Source organism: Nitrospira sp. Ecomares 2.1 (assembly GCF_965152585.1).
Window position 1 is genome coordinate 1497002 of record NZ_OZ224219.1, and the last position, 16138, is coordinate 1513139.

Consider the following 16138-nt stretch of genomic DNA (forward strand, 5'->3'; position numbering starts at 1 on the left):
TTTGTAGTTATTAGGAGAGAGCATACCAAAAAGTGACTCAAGAGACCTAGAGTAAATGCCGATAACCGAATGAAACAGTTACCCCGCTCGGCCCATGCATCCGCTGGATGTTTTACTGAAACACATATAGGCAGAAGTGACTTGAAGAGGAGGACGACATGTTAGGATCTTGGTCCATTGGGAAAAAAGATCAATCTGCTAATGGGTCCCAAAAGGAGCAAGATGCAATTGAATCTAGGCCTACAGGAGAATCGGGAGAATCCGACAAGGCTGCAGAAACCTTAGCAAGGGTTTTGCGATGTCTGGGCCGTCATGCGATTGAACTAGACCACCTTTCGGAAGAGGAGATAGAAAAGGAGTTTGAACGGTGGGCGAGACATGTATTGGTGGGTGCCCAGATCGGCGACGGGACAAAAAATCGCGATGCAAGCCCACGACGGGATTGGGGGGCACTCACTCAATTTGTCAATGGACATCGTCAACAGGAAAAATCCTATGTGACACGCAATCTTCAAGATATGCGAAATGTTCTTTGCGAATTTACCAATATCATGGGACGCACATTTGTGGAGGATCAGGAAACTGATCAACAAGTATCCAATCATTTGGGCCAATTACGTACGGCAATCGAGGACGGTTCTTTACAGGATGTGAAACAAGCCCTCTTGGCTGTGGTTGAAGGTATCAGTGCTCTTGTGGATGAACGAAAAGAACGTCAGCAACAACGCTTGGAAAGTCTTGGAGAAAAATTGCGTGTTGTTGAAGAGGAGCTGGGTGGCGCACGAAAGCTCATGACGCTGGATGCTCTCACTCAACTCTATAACCGCGGAGCGTTGGATCTTCAATTAGAGCGCACGGCCGGCATGAGTTTCTTCTCCGGGACGTTGGCCTGTATTTTAATAGTTGATGTCGATCATTTTAAGCATGTCAACGATACCTATGGCCATCCGGCAGGCGATGTGGTGTTACAGCAACTGGCGAAGCGCCTGGTGTCGACCTTTCCCAGAAAAACGGATTTTATTGCCAGATATGGAGGGGAGGAGTTTTGTGTTTTGCTACAGGGAGCCGGAGAGGAACTGAGCCAGCGATTGGGTGAGCGTCTGTTGGATGCTGTGAGAGGAGAGGAGTTTTCCTACCAAGACATCACTATTCCGGTCACGGCATCGATCGGATTGGCAGAGTTACTCCCTGGGGAAACCGTGTTCTCATGGATAGAACGTGCAGATCGTGCGTTGTACCGGGCAAAGGACAATGGCCGGAATCAATTGTGTCTGGCAACTGAGAATGTTGGAGTGGGGAAGAAAGACTGAGTCAGAATGGTAGGTATGAGCTTCGTTTAGCCGAATAATTGAGGATCAGTAGAGCTCAGTTGTTGTAAGGCTAATTGATGGATGTGGGCCATGTCTTCAAAGTTCCCAATCCGGCTGTGGAAAAAACTGGCAATTTGTGGAATTCCTGCCATGATGTGCCCCAGAATCGGTTCCCAGTCTTCCGGTTCAACGGCTAAGCGCCCCTGACTGTTCTTCTGTACTGAGGCAATGGCAGCGTTGGTATCGGGATTGGTCCAGATGTCCGCAATGATACCGGAGAGTGCCACGGTATCTATCAGAGGCTGGAAGTCCAACGGAGTCTCAAATAATTCAGGTGTATGGCTATAGAGAATGGCCACCTGAAACTCCTCAGGAAGTTGCCAATGCTGGGCCAGCCAGGCTCCCACCTGTGAATGATCGACTCCCAAGTGTTCTAGTTCATACTGGTGTAATGTGGCATGATTGTCCTGATTGTGTTCCTGGAGCGAAGCAATTTCATCCGAGGCCACCTCGTTTAATGCTAAGAGGCCGATATCCTGAAGCAGGGCACCAAGAAACATGAGTTCTACGTCTGGAAAAGAAAAGTGTTTTCCAATGGCACGAGCTGCCACACTGGCCAGAATGGATCGCCGCCAAAATTTTACATGGTCAATCCCGGAAGTTGAGACCTCTTTCATATCTTTGATTAAACGATAAAAGCAAAAAGACAAAGCCAGATTGGCGATCGTTGAAAATCCAAGCAGAGTCACGGCCTGTCCGATGCTGGTCACCTTGTGTCGAGAGCCACCGTAATACCCCGAGTTCGCCATAAATAAAATTTGAGCGGCCATTCCTGGATCCTGGCTTATGATCGTGGCCAATTCTGAGGCATCAGTTTTTTCATTTTGGCACATTTTGAGAATGGTCGAGGCCAGGGGAGACAAAATGGGCAAGGATTTACAGCCTTTTATCCTCTCAAAAATCGTGGAACGCTCTTCGTCTTGAACGGGATCTAATGGAAGTGTGAGTTGCATGAAAGAATCCTAGTGAAATAAAAAAAAGCGATAGAGATCAAAACTTCGTTGCCTCTTTAACGTCTTTCCTTTTTTCGGTCAAAACAAGGCATGGCTTAAGCAGGGTCTTGCCATAGATTCATGGGGGGATATGGGGTGATGACGTATCTGTCATATTTTTCGGTATCATTACTGAACTGAGAATTCTGGCCTATATTCCAATCCCAAACGAAAGGTGAATGGTTGAGCCGGGAAGCCGGCAAACTGTTCATAGGAAGCGTTGGTGACATTTTCGAGGGCTGCGTAGCAACTCCATTCGGTAAAGGGATGGTAATTAACCGTGATGTCTGCCTTGGCAAATCCTCCTACTCGTGTGGTTTGGGTAGGAACTTGAAAATCAAAACTGGAACTGACCCATGTAACTTGGCTTTTGACATTGAGGGTCGAAGATAGCTTCATCGTAACTCCAAGCCATCCGCGCCATTTTGGGCGGTTCCTTAGTTGATCTCCAGTTTCCGTCACTCGAGTGGTGAGGTGGGTGAGACTCGACTGGAAAGTAATAATAGGGATTGGCGTAAGAGACAGGGAAATATTCCAACCATGGGTTTCTGCCTCATCAATATTGGCCAAGCGGATAATTCCTTGGTTGAGGAGGTCGGGATCGAGGTCAATAAGGTTCCTGAACCGGTTGTGAAAGTATTCTATCGTTGCGGTAAAGCTTTCATCGAATGTGTGATAGTCTAGGCCGAGATCCCACCCGACACTGGTTTCGGGTTTTAAGGACGGGTTCCCAATTAAGGGGTCTCCTAAACTGGATAGGCTCGGCAATTTGAACCCCCTTCCATAGCCACCACGAATCTGGATTGAGTCTACCAGTTGATATTTCGCTCCAATCCTGGGATTAATCTTCGGCTGGAACCCTTGTGAGATATCGGCTCGAACACCGGAGTTCAGGGTTAGTTTTTGCCACAAGACCGATGTGAGTTCGGCAAAGGTTCCACCGAGTGTTCGGCGAATGGCAAAGTCATCTGGTTGGTCGGAGGAGCCTCCGAAGGAACTCAAGTTTTGCGTTCCGTTCCGTCTTCCGCGTTCATGAGTCAGCTGTTCACCAAGGGAAAACTTCCATTGTGGGTTGATCGTCCATGTTGTCGTCATGCGTGTTTGAAAACGGGTGTAGAGGGTTTCAAAGTCAGCCGGAGGCAGGGCATAGGTGGCGGGAGTCGCAAGAATTCCGGGGTTGGAGACGTCTTGAAGTCTCCGAGTGACGCTCAGAAATACCTGATGCTGCCAACCCGAAGGCATGTGAAATGAGGCTGACAAACCGGTCAGAAATTCTTGGGTCTTTCGACGTTCGGTTTCCCGGAGCAAAGCAAATTCCGAACCACCGCTGCCTTCTGGAAAACTCCGTACCGTTGAATCTGTATATTGCCCGTTGAGTTGAATGTCGAAGTTGGGATCTGTCTGAATGGAAAGATTCCATCCAGCCGAGTCCATCAAAAATGAATCTTTCTCGATTTGCTCTCCATTTTGGGTATGGGACAGCGTCAGATTGGCGGACAATGGTCCAAGTGATCCTCCGGTTTGGACAAGCCCTTTGAGATAATCGTATCGACCTCCTTCGCCCAAAAGGCGAAAGGAGGGAGTCGTGGAAGCAGATTTGGTAATGAAATTGATTGCGCCCGCCATAGCTTCAGAACCATAAAATGCCGAGAGAGGCCCCCGAACAATTTCTACTCGCTCGATCCGATCAATAGGAATAGTGGAAAGGTCAACAGAACCGCCTCGCTGGTTGGTTGAGTCATTCATGGGGACCCCATCCAGCATAATCAAGGTGAAGTTGGGATCGGCCCCTCGGAGATACACTGAGCTGATTCCACTTCTCCCGCTCATCTCATCGGTATGGAGTCCTGGGACTTGCTGGAGGATGGTGGTTACCCGATTGGGCTGAAGGGGGGCAATCTGTTCGGCACTGAGGGTCGTAATGCTTTGAGTTGATTGGTGAGATTGGGTGGGTTGGGCGGAACCTGTGACAATCATCGTATCAAGAGTCGGAACCGATGATTCCCCGGACTGTACCGGCGTGGGAAGCCATATCCTTATAACTGAAAGACTGACCAAGAGAATTTTGCCTGGGAATGGCAGAAATGGGGTCGGCATTATAGAATGACATTCCGGTGGGGACGGAGGTTTGCCTGGCGGACTGACACAGCCGTTCTCACCGGATAGGATCTATACGAATTTTCAATGGTTGTCCACTTCTTACAGATGAAAGTTGGTTCATGAAAAAACATGAATATCGAACAGAACCCATGACCACGGCTTCCATGCCATCGGGGGTCCTGCATTTAGTTGTCAATGAAGGCGCTGAGCGATTTAGTTACTATGGCATGCGTTCCATTCTGGTCGTGTTTATGACCGGGATGTTACTGAATACCCAGGGAAGCCTGGATCCCATGGGCGAGGCTGAAGCAAAAAGTTATTTCCATCTGTTTGCCTCGGCAGTGTACTTTTTCCCTTTTTTGGGAGCGATCTTGGCTGATGCCTTTTTGGGGAAATATAAAACGATCATTCTTCTTTCTTTGGTGTATTGTGGGGGTCACGTCGTTTTGGCTCTCGATCACACCCGATTCGGCTTACTTCTTGGGTTGATTTTAATTGCGATCGGCTCCGGGGGCATTAAGCCCTGTGTATCAGCGAATCTGGGGGATCAGTTTGGTATTGCCAATGCGCATCTTTTAACCAAGGCTTTTGCCTGGTTTTACTTCGCCATCAACGTCGGAGCTTTTGGGTCTGTAATGCTGACCCCCTGGCTTTTGGAGCATTATGGCCCGGGTCTAGCCTTTGGGGTGCCTGGCATCTTGATGTTTGTGGCCACCATCATTTTTTGGTCTGGCCGGACTCACTATGTCCATATTTCTCCGGACCGGGCAGGGGTGCTTCAAGCGCTTTCAAGCCCACAGGCCTGGCGAGCGATTGGGAAGTTGGCGGGGATTTATGTGTTTGTCGCATTTTTTTGGTCTCTCTATGACCAAACGGCTTCAGCATGGGTTCTTCAGGCCCAACACATGAACCGTGTTTGGATGGGTATTGAATGGTTGCCTTCCCAAATTCAGGCAGTGAATCCCGTCTTGATCCTTCTGTTTATTCCTTTGTTTACCTATGTGGTCTATCCGGTTTTGAATAGAATATTCCTCCTCACAGCATTGAGAAAGATGGCCTTGGGCTTTTTTATGACGGCTGGGGCTTTTCTGATCTCAGCCTATATTGAGCAACAGATTGAATTGGGGATGAAGCCAGCAATTGGCTGGCAGTTATTGGCCTTCGTGGTGATTACGGCTGCGGAAGTCATGGTGTCTATTACCTGTCTCGAATTTTCCTATACCCAGGCTCCACTTAAACTCAAATCGCTTCTCATGGGCTTGTTTTTGCTTTCGGTGTCTTTAGGAAACGGGTTTACCTCCTTTGTGAACTTCTGGATTCAGAATGCAGATGGGACTGTTGCGTTGACCGGTCCCGACTACTATTGGTTTTTTGCGGGCGTCATGTTTCTTGTGGCCTGCTTGTTTCTTTTGGTGGTAAAAGGTTACGAGGAAGAAACGTATTTGCAGGGAACAGGACAGGGATGATCTGACCGGAGATTCAAGTTTCTCGCCCATCCAGACATTAATAATCCTCACGATCCTTCCTTATAACCGAGAGGAGTAGGGGAATATTCTTTCCCTTCCTGTGAATGTTGAAAAATTATAATTTCCAATGGCATATTGACCCACAGGCACGTTGCATATTAGAGGCCTCGGGACGGTTCAAAAAAGTCGTCCAGCAAGGTCGCAGTCATTTTTGCGCGCAGAGCGTACTTCCAGTACGTGAGCACGGAAAAATGGCGAGAACGCCGCTGGCGGCTTTTTTCAACAGCCCCTTCCTGTAAACCAGGGCCCTACGAACAACCCTATAACCATCTGATGGAGATACAAGCTTTATAAGGAAGAGGGGAAATCTATAAAAAAACGGGAGAAAAACCGAAGACAGGTCATTGAAGAATCAAGGCAATTTTCTTTTTTGACTAAGATACAGAACTTGATTCACCCGAAAGGCCTGGTTGTAGTGGCCGGATTGGATATACTGAGAATGAAAACATCGACCATCAAACATCATCAACCTGTTTGGGCGCATTTCGATGAGTTTCAGCAATTCCCAATATTCATTTCCGTCGTTGATATACCTATTGTCTCGACAAGCGAAAAGTGGATTGAAAATCATGCTATTTTGGAAGTTTTCATATCCTTCCGGGCTGGTAAAAAATTCGTCGCTCAGTTCCAATTGGTTCGCAAGCTGTCGGATCGTCGCGTCCGGTATCGGAGGTACCCGTTCGAGTCCTGTCGGTCGATGGCGATATAACCCGGTTCCACCCGCACAAGAATCTGCAGGATTAAGATAGACCATGGCGGTGACATCCTGATCGATGTGAGGTTGTCGTTGCCCAACGTTTAGTCGGTAGTTGTCAGTCTTGATACCTTGAAAGACGACTGGTTGGGGAGAAAAAAATGTGAAGAGAGGGCATCCCCAAAGGGCGCTTAGCGATTCCACCAGTTCTCGGTGCTCATAATTGAGTCGTGCTCGAACTCCAGGAAAATTCCCTACGAGTTCGAAACGATCCGTATAGGGGAGGCTTAAAGCGATTTTGAGGATTTCTTCAGGGTATTGATAGAAATCATCTACGATCACGACCTGATGTTGTCCCAGTCCAACGCGTTGAATTGATACTGTTTGGTGTGGATTGAGGGCAAGAAGATCCGAGCGAATGTAAATGGACATGGAGTCCCTATTGGTATTCGGCTAGGATGACGTTAAAAAAACGGGCCTATAGTGAACCTTGTTTCAAGAGGAGTCAAGGGGGTTACGTAAAATTGGCCTGGAGTGAGAACGATCACCCTATGAGGCCAGCAAGGCATTGAGAGGAGTCTGGAGGCATGGGAGCTATATATAGAAACGTCTTAGAGCAGATTCGCATGGCCTTTCCTCAGCCGGTGTCTGACCGAGTCCATGATTCCTATTTTGTTCATAGCATCATGAGGGCCGTTGAAGCAGTGGATGCCATGAAGAGTGAGCGACCGATTCTCGGTGAACGTGGTGAATTGGATTATCACACGGCTCGGCTTAGCCGGTTAGCTGAAAAGGGCAGAAGTGTGGAGGCTGTCACCCAGGAGTTAGTGCAGTATTGTTCGGGGCTCACTGTTTGGGGGCACCCGCGGACACAGCAAAATGTTGTTCCCCCCGTTACGATCTCTTCTCTAATTGGTGTGTTGCTCGCTTCACTCTATAACCCCAATTTGGCGTGGGATGAGTATAGTCATCGGGTGGGTTTAGCTGAAGTGGAAGTGGTCGGGATGATGGCTCAATTATTAGGCTATGATTCTGAACGAGCCGGGGGGATGTTTACTTTTGGCGGAACGGGAACCACGCTGTACGGCATGAAATTAGGCTTGGAAAAATCACTCCCTGGTTCCATGGAGCACGGGATTCGTGAAGATGCGGTGGTGTTTGCAAGCGATAGTAGTCATTATTGTCGTTACAATATTGCAGGGTGGTTGGGGTTGGGGAGTCATAATCTTATAACCATTCCTACCACTATTCACAATGAGATCAATCTCAAGGTGCTTCGGGAGCAAGCTGTACAGGCCTTACAATCGGGTCGAAAAATTGTCGGCATGATCGCCACGCTGGGGACAACGGATGCATTCGGGCTGGATGATCTCCAAGGTATGGTGACGTTGCGGAATGAACTCGTCCAGGAGTTTTCTCTGCCTTATTGTCCCCATATTCATGCGGATGCAGTCATTGGATGGGCATGGTCCGTCTTTACCGACTATCCCTTTGAAGCGAATCCGTTAGGGTTCCGTCCTCGGACTGTGCGGGCCTTGGCTGGAGCCTGCAAAAAAATTCGACATCTCTCTTTGGCAGATTCGATTGGAATTGATTTTCATAAGCCAGGGTTTGTCCCCTATATTTCAAGCTTAATTCTCGTTCGGAAAAAAGAAGATCTCGATTTGCTACAACGTCCCCCGGATCAAATGCCCTATCTGTACCAATTTGGTGAACAGCGGCCCGGCATGTATACCTTGGAGACATCACGATCGGGTGGGGGAGTGCTTGCTGCCCTGGCAAACTTGAAATTGTTTGGGAAAGAAGGGCTGCGAGTCATCATTGGCCATATTGTAGAAATGGCGCAACTTTTGAGGGAGCACCTGGAGAGTCATGAATGTATGACGGTGGTCAACCGGGATAACTTTGGCCCCGTCACTCTCTTTCGGGTGTATCCCGAAGGGGTGGACACATTCCAGATAAAGGAAGCGGAGATGCATGATGTCGCGTTCCGTGACATTCTGTTGGAACACAATGCGTTCAATCGAAAGGTTTTTGATTTTGTGCATCAGGAAGGCATGGCCGGGCGTGGAGTAATCCTCTCATTGACAGATTGCTACCGTCATACCGATTATGGGGAACCAATCGTGGCCTTGAAATCATTTATTCTTTCGCCCTTTGTGGATGAAAACAATGTGGAAGCGGTGGTTAATAAGGTGTTAGAGGCCAGAAAGTTGCTGACGTTGTCCTAAATGAGGTGAGAGGTAGACGGAATTTCACATGCTTGGCTCTGTGTGAGGTATGCGAAGGCTAATGAGTGCCAAATTTGATGATTTTTTGTTAATGGGAGAGAAAATTGAGGTGCTAAAGAGTACCGCTAGAGAGTGAGTCAAGAAGCAACGGTGCGTAAATTCTGCTCTCGACAGCTAATATTCCCCGATCTCGAAACCCATGATAGGTAAGCGCGATTTCGGTATCTGGACCCCGCCAGTTGTACTGTTGACCACGGATCATGGATCCATAGGGATCGTTAGATTTTCCAAATTCATTTTCCAGATACTGCAAGAGGGAATTATGGGTAGCTTCTCCTTTGTAATGGAAGAGGGCTCGAACATACTTTCCATCTATTGTATAGAGTTTGACGGATTCCAACTCAATGGATCCGAGCTGGGGTGCTCCGAGTTTAATTGTATAGATTTGCAAGGAATTAAGTGAGTCGATTTGCTTAAGATCTGAGCGTTCCCGAAGAGAATGGCCCCAGAGGCTGCCGAAAAACCCTTTGGGATCATTTTCAATTGGCGTAGCACTTAAGGCGGGTGTCCACGGGAACTGGCAGAAGCAAATTATGAAAAGTATTCTAAGGCTGATTGTAGGATAGGGGCGGGTAAATGATTGGAGACTCATGGTCATCCCAGACGCTACCACGCGCAGGGGATGAAGACAATGGAGAAAAAGATTTCTTCCTATTTGTTGATGGGCAGATATCAAACGCAAGGATTGTTAAGGGTATACCATGGCACATGGGAGAGGGAGTCAGAACGCATGAAAGGCAGGTTGGAGTTCAGGGAGGTGAATCATTGAATTGCAGAAATTTTTTCCGTTGAGAATGCCATCCTTTCCGGTTTCTCCAGCATTTAACATAATCCACTTGTCAGGGTTATGCATGATGGCTTGGACCAATTGGGTATGGAGCGCGTGTCCCGCGCATTTTGCAATGAAATGCCCAATAACCGGAACTCCTAATAGCGACAGGTCGCCAATGAGATCGAGAATTTTATGGCGAACGCATTCGTCCGAAAAGCGTAGGTCCTCATCATTGACCAATCCGGTATCAGAAAAAACGACCGTATTGTGTAGTGACCCCCCGAGCCCCAGTCCTCGGGACCATAAAAATTCGACTTCTTTTTGAAAGGCAAAGGTACGGGCTCCGGCAATATTTTTACTATACTCATGAGGCGTACAAAAATGGTGATATTCTTGTTGTTGTATAAGGGGATGAGGGAAATCAATGTTATAGGTTATTTGGGGAAGTGCCGAGGGAAGGACACTGATGGATCGGTGATCGTCTTCCACAGTGATTGGTTGAACAATTTTAAGGTATTTGCGTGATACATCCTGAGTGAGGATACCGCTTTGGTAAACCATGTCGACAAATGGTGTGGCGCTTCCATCTGCTGCCGGGATTTCGGTGCCAAGCAATTCCACGTAAGCATTATCGATTTCCAGGCCGGCTAGTGCACTTAACACATGCTCAACCGTCTGTATGCCAAAATCACCAGCTTGAAGTGTGGTGCAATGATCTGTCTGGCCTAAAAATGAAATGCCAGCAGGGCATGATTGAATTTGATCAGCATCATGCTTCATAACAAAGACCACCCCGGTGTTAACCGGAGCCGGGTGAATGGCAATTGAGGCAGGGTTGCCAGAATGCAGACCAATACCAGATAAAAAAGATGATGTTTCGAGAGTTTGTTGATGACGCATAAAAAACCGGTAATCTTAAGTATTCAATGTGCAAAATTTATACTAATTGAGGGATTAAATAAAGGCAGTGTTTTTAGGGACAAAATAATCATTTTGTTTCTGATGTGTTGCAGAAACCAAACAAATGTATACTTTTCCACTAATTAGGGTTTAATGATTAAAGGAGGAGGAGTTGGAATGCCGTGTGTGAATTGTTGGTTAAGAAGTGGATTCGTGTGGATTTGTTGAGAAATTTTCAAGGAAGCGACGCGATTCAGGGGCTTCAGCTACAGCCGAATAAGGAGAAAGAGCTAATTGTTCAATGATTCCTCGGTGCTTTTTTTGTAAGCCAGAGGCTAGGAAAATTTCCTGAAAAACTGCCCACTTTTTTGACGTATCTTGTAACAGTCCCTGACAGAATTCTTCAGGTCTTGTCCTGAGAGTATTGGAAAAATGCTGGACTGCTTTTTCTATGCTGTGATAGGGAGGGGCCAAATTGAGATGAGTGTAGAATTCTTGAAGGTGGCTTCTGAATTCTTGTCGAAGTTTGAAAATAGAGTCTGATGGCAACAAGGGCGCTAGTCTTTACACATAGATGAAACAGGAGTTGAATTATCCGATGTTAAAGCGGTGAATGGTCGATTGACAAGTCCTTGCTTGAAATAACAGATTCAAAGCAGGAGGTCTCAAAATACATGGGTAAGTAGAAAAAGTTTGCAACAATTATTTACTTAATGGAAAATAACAAATCCTTCATAGCAGGTTCCTTTAACTTTTGAAGGGCTTTGGCTTCAATTTGGCGGACACGTTCACGGGTAACGGACATACTTTGGCCGACCTCTTCAAGGGTCCAGGGTTCGTCCTGGCCAATGCCAAAACGGAGGCGAATTACCATTTGTTCCCTTGGAGTCAGGGAATCCAAGATCCGTTCGACTTGTTGGTTCGTTTCCTGGCGCGAGACAGGTCCATCGGGCGTCAAAGTTCCCATATCAGGAATGAAGTCTGTGAGAAAGGTTTCTCCATCTCCAACCGGAGTCTCTAGCGATATAGGATCCTGAAATGCTTGAATGGTGTCATGAACTTTTTCCACACTCAATTTGAGTGCTTCTCCAATGTCATCCAACTGAACCGGGCGGGCATACTGTTGGGTCAATCGTTTTGAGGCGCGAGCAATCTTGTTGGAGATTTCATTTAAATGGACAGGTACGCGAATGGTTCTGGATTGGTCAGCGAGTGATCGGGTAATCCCTTGTCGAATCCACCACGTGGCGTAGGTGCTGAACTTAAATCCTTTGCGATATTGAAATCGTTCTGCCGCCTTCATAAGCCCAATATTGCCTTCTTGGACTAAGTCCAGAAAGGCTAGGCCATGACCCGTATAGCGTTTCGCGATGTCGACAACCAGGCGAAGATTTCGCTGAACGAGTTCGGATTTCGCTTTTTCTAGTTGGAATTTGGCTTTTTGAAGTTGCTGACAGAGATCCTGAATGGATGGGTGTACTGAGGGATAGGTTTGGCCTAAGTCCAACAGGACAGATTTTAGTTTTTCAATTGCTGGAGCCGAAAGGCCGCTTAAGGCAAATGTTTCCTTAAGCAGAGCAATGGTCCCATCCCTTTGTGGTCCCTTTTTTAAAGGCTGTGTGAGATGAAGGCTCTGCTTGATAATGAGCCGGATTGCTCTGGACGCCTGATCAATTTCCTTCGCCAATTCGATTTCAGAATCCTTATTAAGAAGAGGCCGACTGCCAAATGATCGGAAGTATAGTGATTCGAGAGCTGGCCCGAATCCCGAAGGCTTGATCCCCTCAGTTTTTACGGTAGTGAGTTCGATCTCTGTGGGCTCATCCAAAACGGTTTGGTTTTCCATAATAGTTTCCCTGTGGGTTTATGTTTTCAGGTGACCTATTTAGTTCAGCAACAAGTTGAACAGTTGATAAATTCTTTCAAAGCAAAAAACATGCCAATGTTAGGTTTTAAACCTTCCACCCATCAATGCAAAGCAACTCAATGCCATATTTTGAAATGTTGGGTTTCCTTCATTGTGACAGTTTGGCAAGAGCCTCTCATTTCATGAAATGTAAAACAATTTGAAACAAAAGGATAAAACTGACATCCGTGGAATTTTTCCAGAATTATAAGATGGTAGTTTAGCTATTAAAGAAATCGGTAGCCCATCCAATTCCCTGGATAGTGCGAAAGGGGAAAGACTAACAAGTTTCAAGATGGTGGAAGATGCGGAAGGAAAAAGTGCAGAGCTAATTGACAGAACTGTTATATTTCTTACACGTTATTGCAAAAACGGTCTAAATCTTCTTCCCGGCCAATCATAACCAGCACATCACCTTTTTCAATGACGTCATCCGGTTTGGGAGTGAAATTAAAGATTTCTTCTTTCATCATACGTCCTTTGACCATCCTGGTAACTTGTTTTTTTATCCCAATCACATTCAAGTTATGCTGTCCGCGTAATTTAACATCCTCGAGACTCAATCCGGACAGGCTCTCTGAAACGGACACTTCCTCCACACTGAAGCCCGGAGCCAACTCTAAGTATTCAAGTACGCTGGGGGAAACCAGGCGGTGGGCGAGACGGACGGCCGCATCCCGTTCGGGATAGATAACTTCATCAACCCCCAGATTCATTAGAATTTTTCCCTGAATTGGGGCCACGGCTTTGGCCACAATAGATTTTACCCCCATTTCCTTGAGTGTTTGAACAATAAGGATGCTAGCCTCAATGTTTTCACCGATACTGACGACTGCGACATCGACGTTTTGCGCGCTTACCGCTTTTAACGCTCGTTCATCAGTCGCATCGCATTGGACAGCGAAGGTGGCAATGTCACTGATCGCCTGGATTTTTTCCTCATCCTTGTCGATGGCAAGTACTTCGCATCCTTTGGTAACCAATCCTTGTGCAACGCTATAGCCGAAGCGCCCAAGGCCAATGACTGTGAAAAGGCGTTTCATAATAGATTAGGTCACGACTACTGTTCTCGCCACGCGACTATTCCTGTTTTAAGAGCAGCAAAAATTGCTGTGGAAGGGAATCCTTCTGATCCGTTTTAGAGCGGCGGTTCGGTGTTTTGCATATTGAGAACATACGCACAAGGGGGGCACTTTCAAGGTTAAAGAATCTGGTCAATTGGAAAAATTCGTAGCGTAGGTATGTCACGACTGAAGTTACTCAATCATACGTCTGAATGCGGAGGGTGTCAAGAATATTCAAATTGAAATGTCGGCGGGTTGTCGCGTCATACTTTTCATGAAGTCTCCACCATTATGATGGGTATCAAATTGAAGAAAAGCCTTGCTAAGATGCGTGCCTTATGAAAAATTTTCAATCTGGGGAACGGGTTCATTTAATCGACAAGAAAGAGCGGCCGTATGCCGTCACACTGAAAGCCGGAGAAATCTTCCAACATAGTGGAGACCGGATTGCCCATGATGACATTATTGGAAAACCGGATGGTACTGTGGTCCAGTTTTCCAATGGGAAATTAATGGTTGCCGTTCATCCAACATTAGCTGAGTATACCTTGAAAATGCCTCGAGGAGCTCAGGTGATTTATCCCAAAGACTTGGCCGTCATCCCAATGTGGGCTGATATTTATCCAGGCGCCAGGGTCTTTGAAGCTGGTGTAGGATCGGGAGCCTTAACCATGGCCCTTCTGCGTGCGGTGGGGGATCGGGGGTGTGTGGTGAGCTATGAAATGCGGGAGGATTTTGCGGCTACCGCTACGAAAAATATCGAACGGTTTATGGGAAAGGTTCCCAACCATTTTCTTCAGATTCGTGATGCCTATGAAGGTATCGAAATTGGGGAAGGGACGTCTTCCTGGATGTTTGATCGGGTCGTGTTGGATCTTCCAGAGCCATGGAGGGTAGTTCCTCATGCCGCCAGGGCATTACGTTCGGGGGGGCTGTATCTGAGTTATGTCCCGACGGTGCCGCAGGTCATGCAAACGGTACAGGCTTTGGAGCAGAGCCGGGTTTTTACCATGGTTCAAAATTTTGAAACGTTATTGCGGACTTGGAACATTAAAGGCCGAAGTGTCCGGCCTGACCATCGTATGGTTGCCCATTCAGGTTTTATCACCGTGGCCAGAAAAGTCGAAAAAAATATTTGGCAAACGGAGCAATCGAATACTATCGAACCTGAATCCCAGTCAGAGGATCAACTCATCAAGGAGGATGAATATGCCGGCAATGGATTAGATACTCCCTGAGCCCTAATGGGCCAACCAGCAGGAAATCATTACCATGGTGGGTCCCGTAAAAACGATCATCATTGCCGATGATGAGGAAGATCTTAGGCTGTTGGTCCAAGTCACCCTTGAACACCCCTCCTATCGGATTCTCACCGCAGTTGATGGTTGTGCAGCCATGGATGCAGTTTGCACTCACATACCCGATCTGTTGATTCTCGATTGGATGATGCCGGGTCTCGATGGGTGTGAGGTGGTGCGAAACATTCGCTTACGCTCCGATACGGCCAGAATTCCAATTGTTATGTTAACCGCGAAAGATGGGATAGATGCACGTGAGCAGATGGCTTCCCTTAACCTTGCAGGCTATTTGGTCAAGCCATTCAGCCCATTAGAGTTGATTCAAAAAGTTCGCGAGGTACTTGCCTCATGAGGAAGGGTAAGCCCGCGGAGGATGGGATTCCTTCTTCATCCTTAATGGGTCATTCAAAGGACGAAGCTTCCCAAGAATCTGCCACAGGGAAACTTCAGGCGGCTCGCTTGCAGCTCATGGCCTATGCCAAAGATCTCAAGCAGATGTTGGAACAGGAAGGTCAGAAAACCCAACAGCTTAAAAAAGCTCATGCCCAAATGCTTGCCTACGCCAGGGACCTTAAACTGTCATTGGAAGCAGAACAACGGAAGAATAGTGAATTGGAGCAGGCCTATGCCGATACTATTCTTCGCTTAGCCCGTGCGTCACGCTATAAAGATGAGGAAACCGGTGCGCATATTGAACGATTAAGCCATTACTCGCATTCGCTTGCGTTGGCTATTGGCTGGGATCAGCCACGCGCTCGTTGCTTATTTGCGGTTGCTCCAATGCATGATGTTGGGAAAATTGGGGTGCCAGATGCTGTGCTTGGCAAGCAGGGGCCATTGACGGAAGAAGAATGGCAATCGATTAAGCAACATCCTTTGTTGGGAGCGAGTCTATTGGATGGCTCGACGTCTCCCTTGCTAGAGATGGCTAAAGAAGTCGCGCTGACTCACCATGAACGTTGGGATGGAAGTGGATATCCTCGAGGTCTAAAGGGAACACAGATTCCCCTAACCGGGCGGATTGTGATGCTGTGTGACCTTTACGATGCTTTACGGAGCCGACGACCGTACAAAGCAGCGTTTACCCATGCGAAGACATGCGACATCATTTTGAACGGGAACGACCGTACAAAGCCGACACATTTTGATCCACTTCTTTTGGAAGCCTTTCGGGAGATGCACCAGAACTTTAACGGCATCTATTCCACCGTGGCGGAAAACTAAT

General features: G+C 47.2%; 13 protein-coding genes. 6 read left to right on the forward strand and 7 right to left on the reverse strand.

Annotated features, from left to right (window positions below; translation table 11 throughout):
- The first annotated feature begins 158 nt into the window (after nt 1-158).
- Nucleotides 159-1310 (forward strand): diguanylate cyclase, encoded by a 1152-nt coding sequence (locus ACWHYD_RS06525; RefSeq protein WP_447965107.1) that lies wholly within the window; start codon nt 159-161, stop codon nt 1308-1310.
- A 26-nt stretch (nt 1311-1336) separates the two neighbouring features.
- Here the strand turns inward: ACWHYD_RS06525 and ACWHYD_RS06530 are convergent, their stop codons facing one another.
- Both ACWHYD_RS06530 and ACWHYD_RS06535 read right to left on the reverse strand, forming a co-directional pair.
- Nucleotides 1337-2323, reverse strand: a complete 987-nt coding sequence (locus ACWHYD_RS06530) for an HDOD domain-containing protein (RefSeq protein ID WP_447965108.1) — start codon at nt 2321-2323, stop codon at nt 1337-1339.
- 168 nt (nt 2324-2491) lie between these two features.
- Entirely contained in the window at nt 2492-4459 is a 1968-nt protein-coding gene (locus ACWHYD_RS06535; protein ID WP_447965109.1) for a TonB-dependent receptor plug domain-containing protein, read from the reverse strand.
- A 122-nt stretch (nt 4460-4581) separates the two neighbouring features.
- Here ACWHYD_RS06535 and ACWHYD_RS06540 point away from each other — a divergent pair, with 122 nt between their 5' ends.
- Complete coding sequence (locus ACWHYD_RS06540) at nt 4582-5928, forward strand: POT family MFS transporter (RefSeq protein ID WP_447965110.1); 1347 nt, start codon at nt 4582-4584, stop codon at nt 5926-5928.
- 412 nt (nt 5929-6340) lie between these two features.
- Here the strand turns inward: ACWHYD_RS06540 and ACWHYD_RS06545 are convergent, their stop codons facing one another.
- Nucleotides 6341-7114, reverse strand: a complete 774-nt coding sequence (locus ACWHYD_RS06545; protein WP_447965111.1) for a DUF6445 family protein — start codon at nt 7112-7114, stop codon at nt 6341-6343.
- A 155-nt stretch (nt 7115-7269) separates the two neighbouring features.
- Between ACWHYD_RS06545 and ACWHYD_RS06550 the strand changes: the two genes are divergently transcribed.
- Nucleotides 7270-8913 (forward strand): pyridoxal phosphate-dependent decarboxylase family protein, encoded by a 1644-nt coding sequence (locus ACWHYD_RS06550; protein ID WP_447965112.1) that lies wholly within the window; start codon nt 7270-7272, stop codon nt 8911-8913.
- Nucleotides 8914-9025: 112 nt separating this feature from the next.
- On the opposite strand, the gene ACWHYD_RS06555 is transcribed toward ACWHYD_RS06550, so the two are convergent.
- The 4 genes from ACWHYD_RS06555 to ACWHYD_RS06570 all read right to left on the reverse strand — a co-directional run bounded on the left by ACWHYD_RS06555 (nt 9026) and on the right by ACWHYD_RS06570 (nt 13594).
- The gene (locus tag ACWHYD_RS06555) at nt 9026-9565 is read right to left on the reverse strand and encodes a hypothetical protein (protein WP_447965113.1); all 540 of its coding nucleotides are present in this window, start codon (nt 9563-9565) and stop codon (nt 9026-9028) included.
- 129 nt (nt 9566-9694) lie between these two features.
- The gene (gene lpxC, locus ACWHYD_RS06560; protein WP_447965114.1) at nt 9695-10645 is read right to left on the reverse strand and encodes a UDP-3-O-acyl-N-acetylglucosamine deacetylase; all 951 of its coding nucleotides are present in this window, start codon (nt 10643-10645) and stop codon (nt 9695-9697) included.
- Between the two features lie 706 nt (nt 10646-11351).
- Nucleotides 11352-12491, reverse strand: coding sequence for a sigma-70 family RNA polymerase sigma factor (locus ACWHYD_RS06565; RefSeq protein ID WP_447965115.1), 1140 nt, complete (start codon nt 12489-12491; stop codon nt 11352-11354).
- 413 nt (nt 12492-12904) lie between these two features.
- Complete coding sequence (locus ACWHYD_RS06570) at nt 12905-13594, reverse strand: potassium channel family protein (RefSeq protein WP_342349084.1); 690 nt, start codon at nt 13592-13594, stop codon at nt 12905-12907.
- A 359-nt stretch (nt 13595-13953) separates the two neighbouring features.
- On the opposite strand from ACWHYD_RS06570, the gene ACWHYD_RS06575 reads away from it, so the two are divergent.
- The 3 genes from ACWHYD_RS06575 to ACWHYD_RS06585 are packed head-to-tail and all read left to right on the forward strand — an operon-like array spanning nt 13954 to nt 16137.
- A complete protein-coding gene (locus ACWHYD_RS06575; RefSeq protein WP_447965116.1) occupies nt 13954-14853 on the forward strand; it encodes a tRNA (adenine-N1)-methyltransferase in 900 nt (299 codons plus the stop codon).
- A 34-nt stretch (nt 14854-14887) separates the two neighbouring features.
- Nucleotides 14888-15265: a response regulator transcription factor gene (locus ACWHYD_RS06580; RefSeq protein WP_447965117.1), complete on the forward strand. Its 378-nt coding sequence runs from the start codon at nt 14888-14890 to the stop codon at nt 15263-15265.
- Entirely contained in the window at nt 15262-16137 is an 876-nt protein-coding gene (locus tag ACWHYD_RS06585) for an HD-GYP domain-containing protein (protein WP_447965118.1), read from the forward strand. Before ACWHYD_RS06580 ends, ACWHYD_RS06585 begins: the two co-directional genes overlap by 4 nt.
- Nucleotide 16138 lies beyond the last annotated feature (1 nt).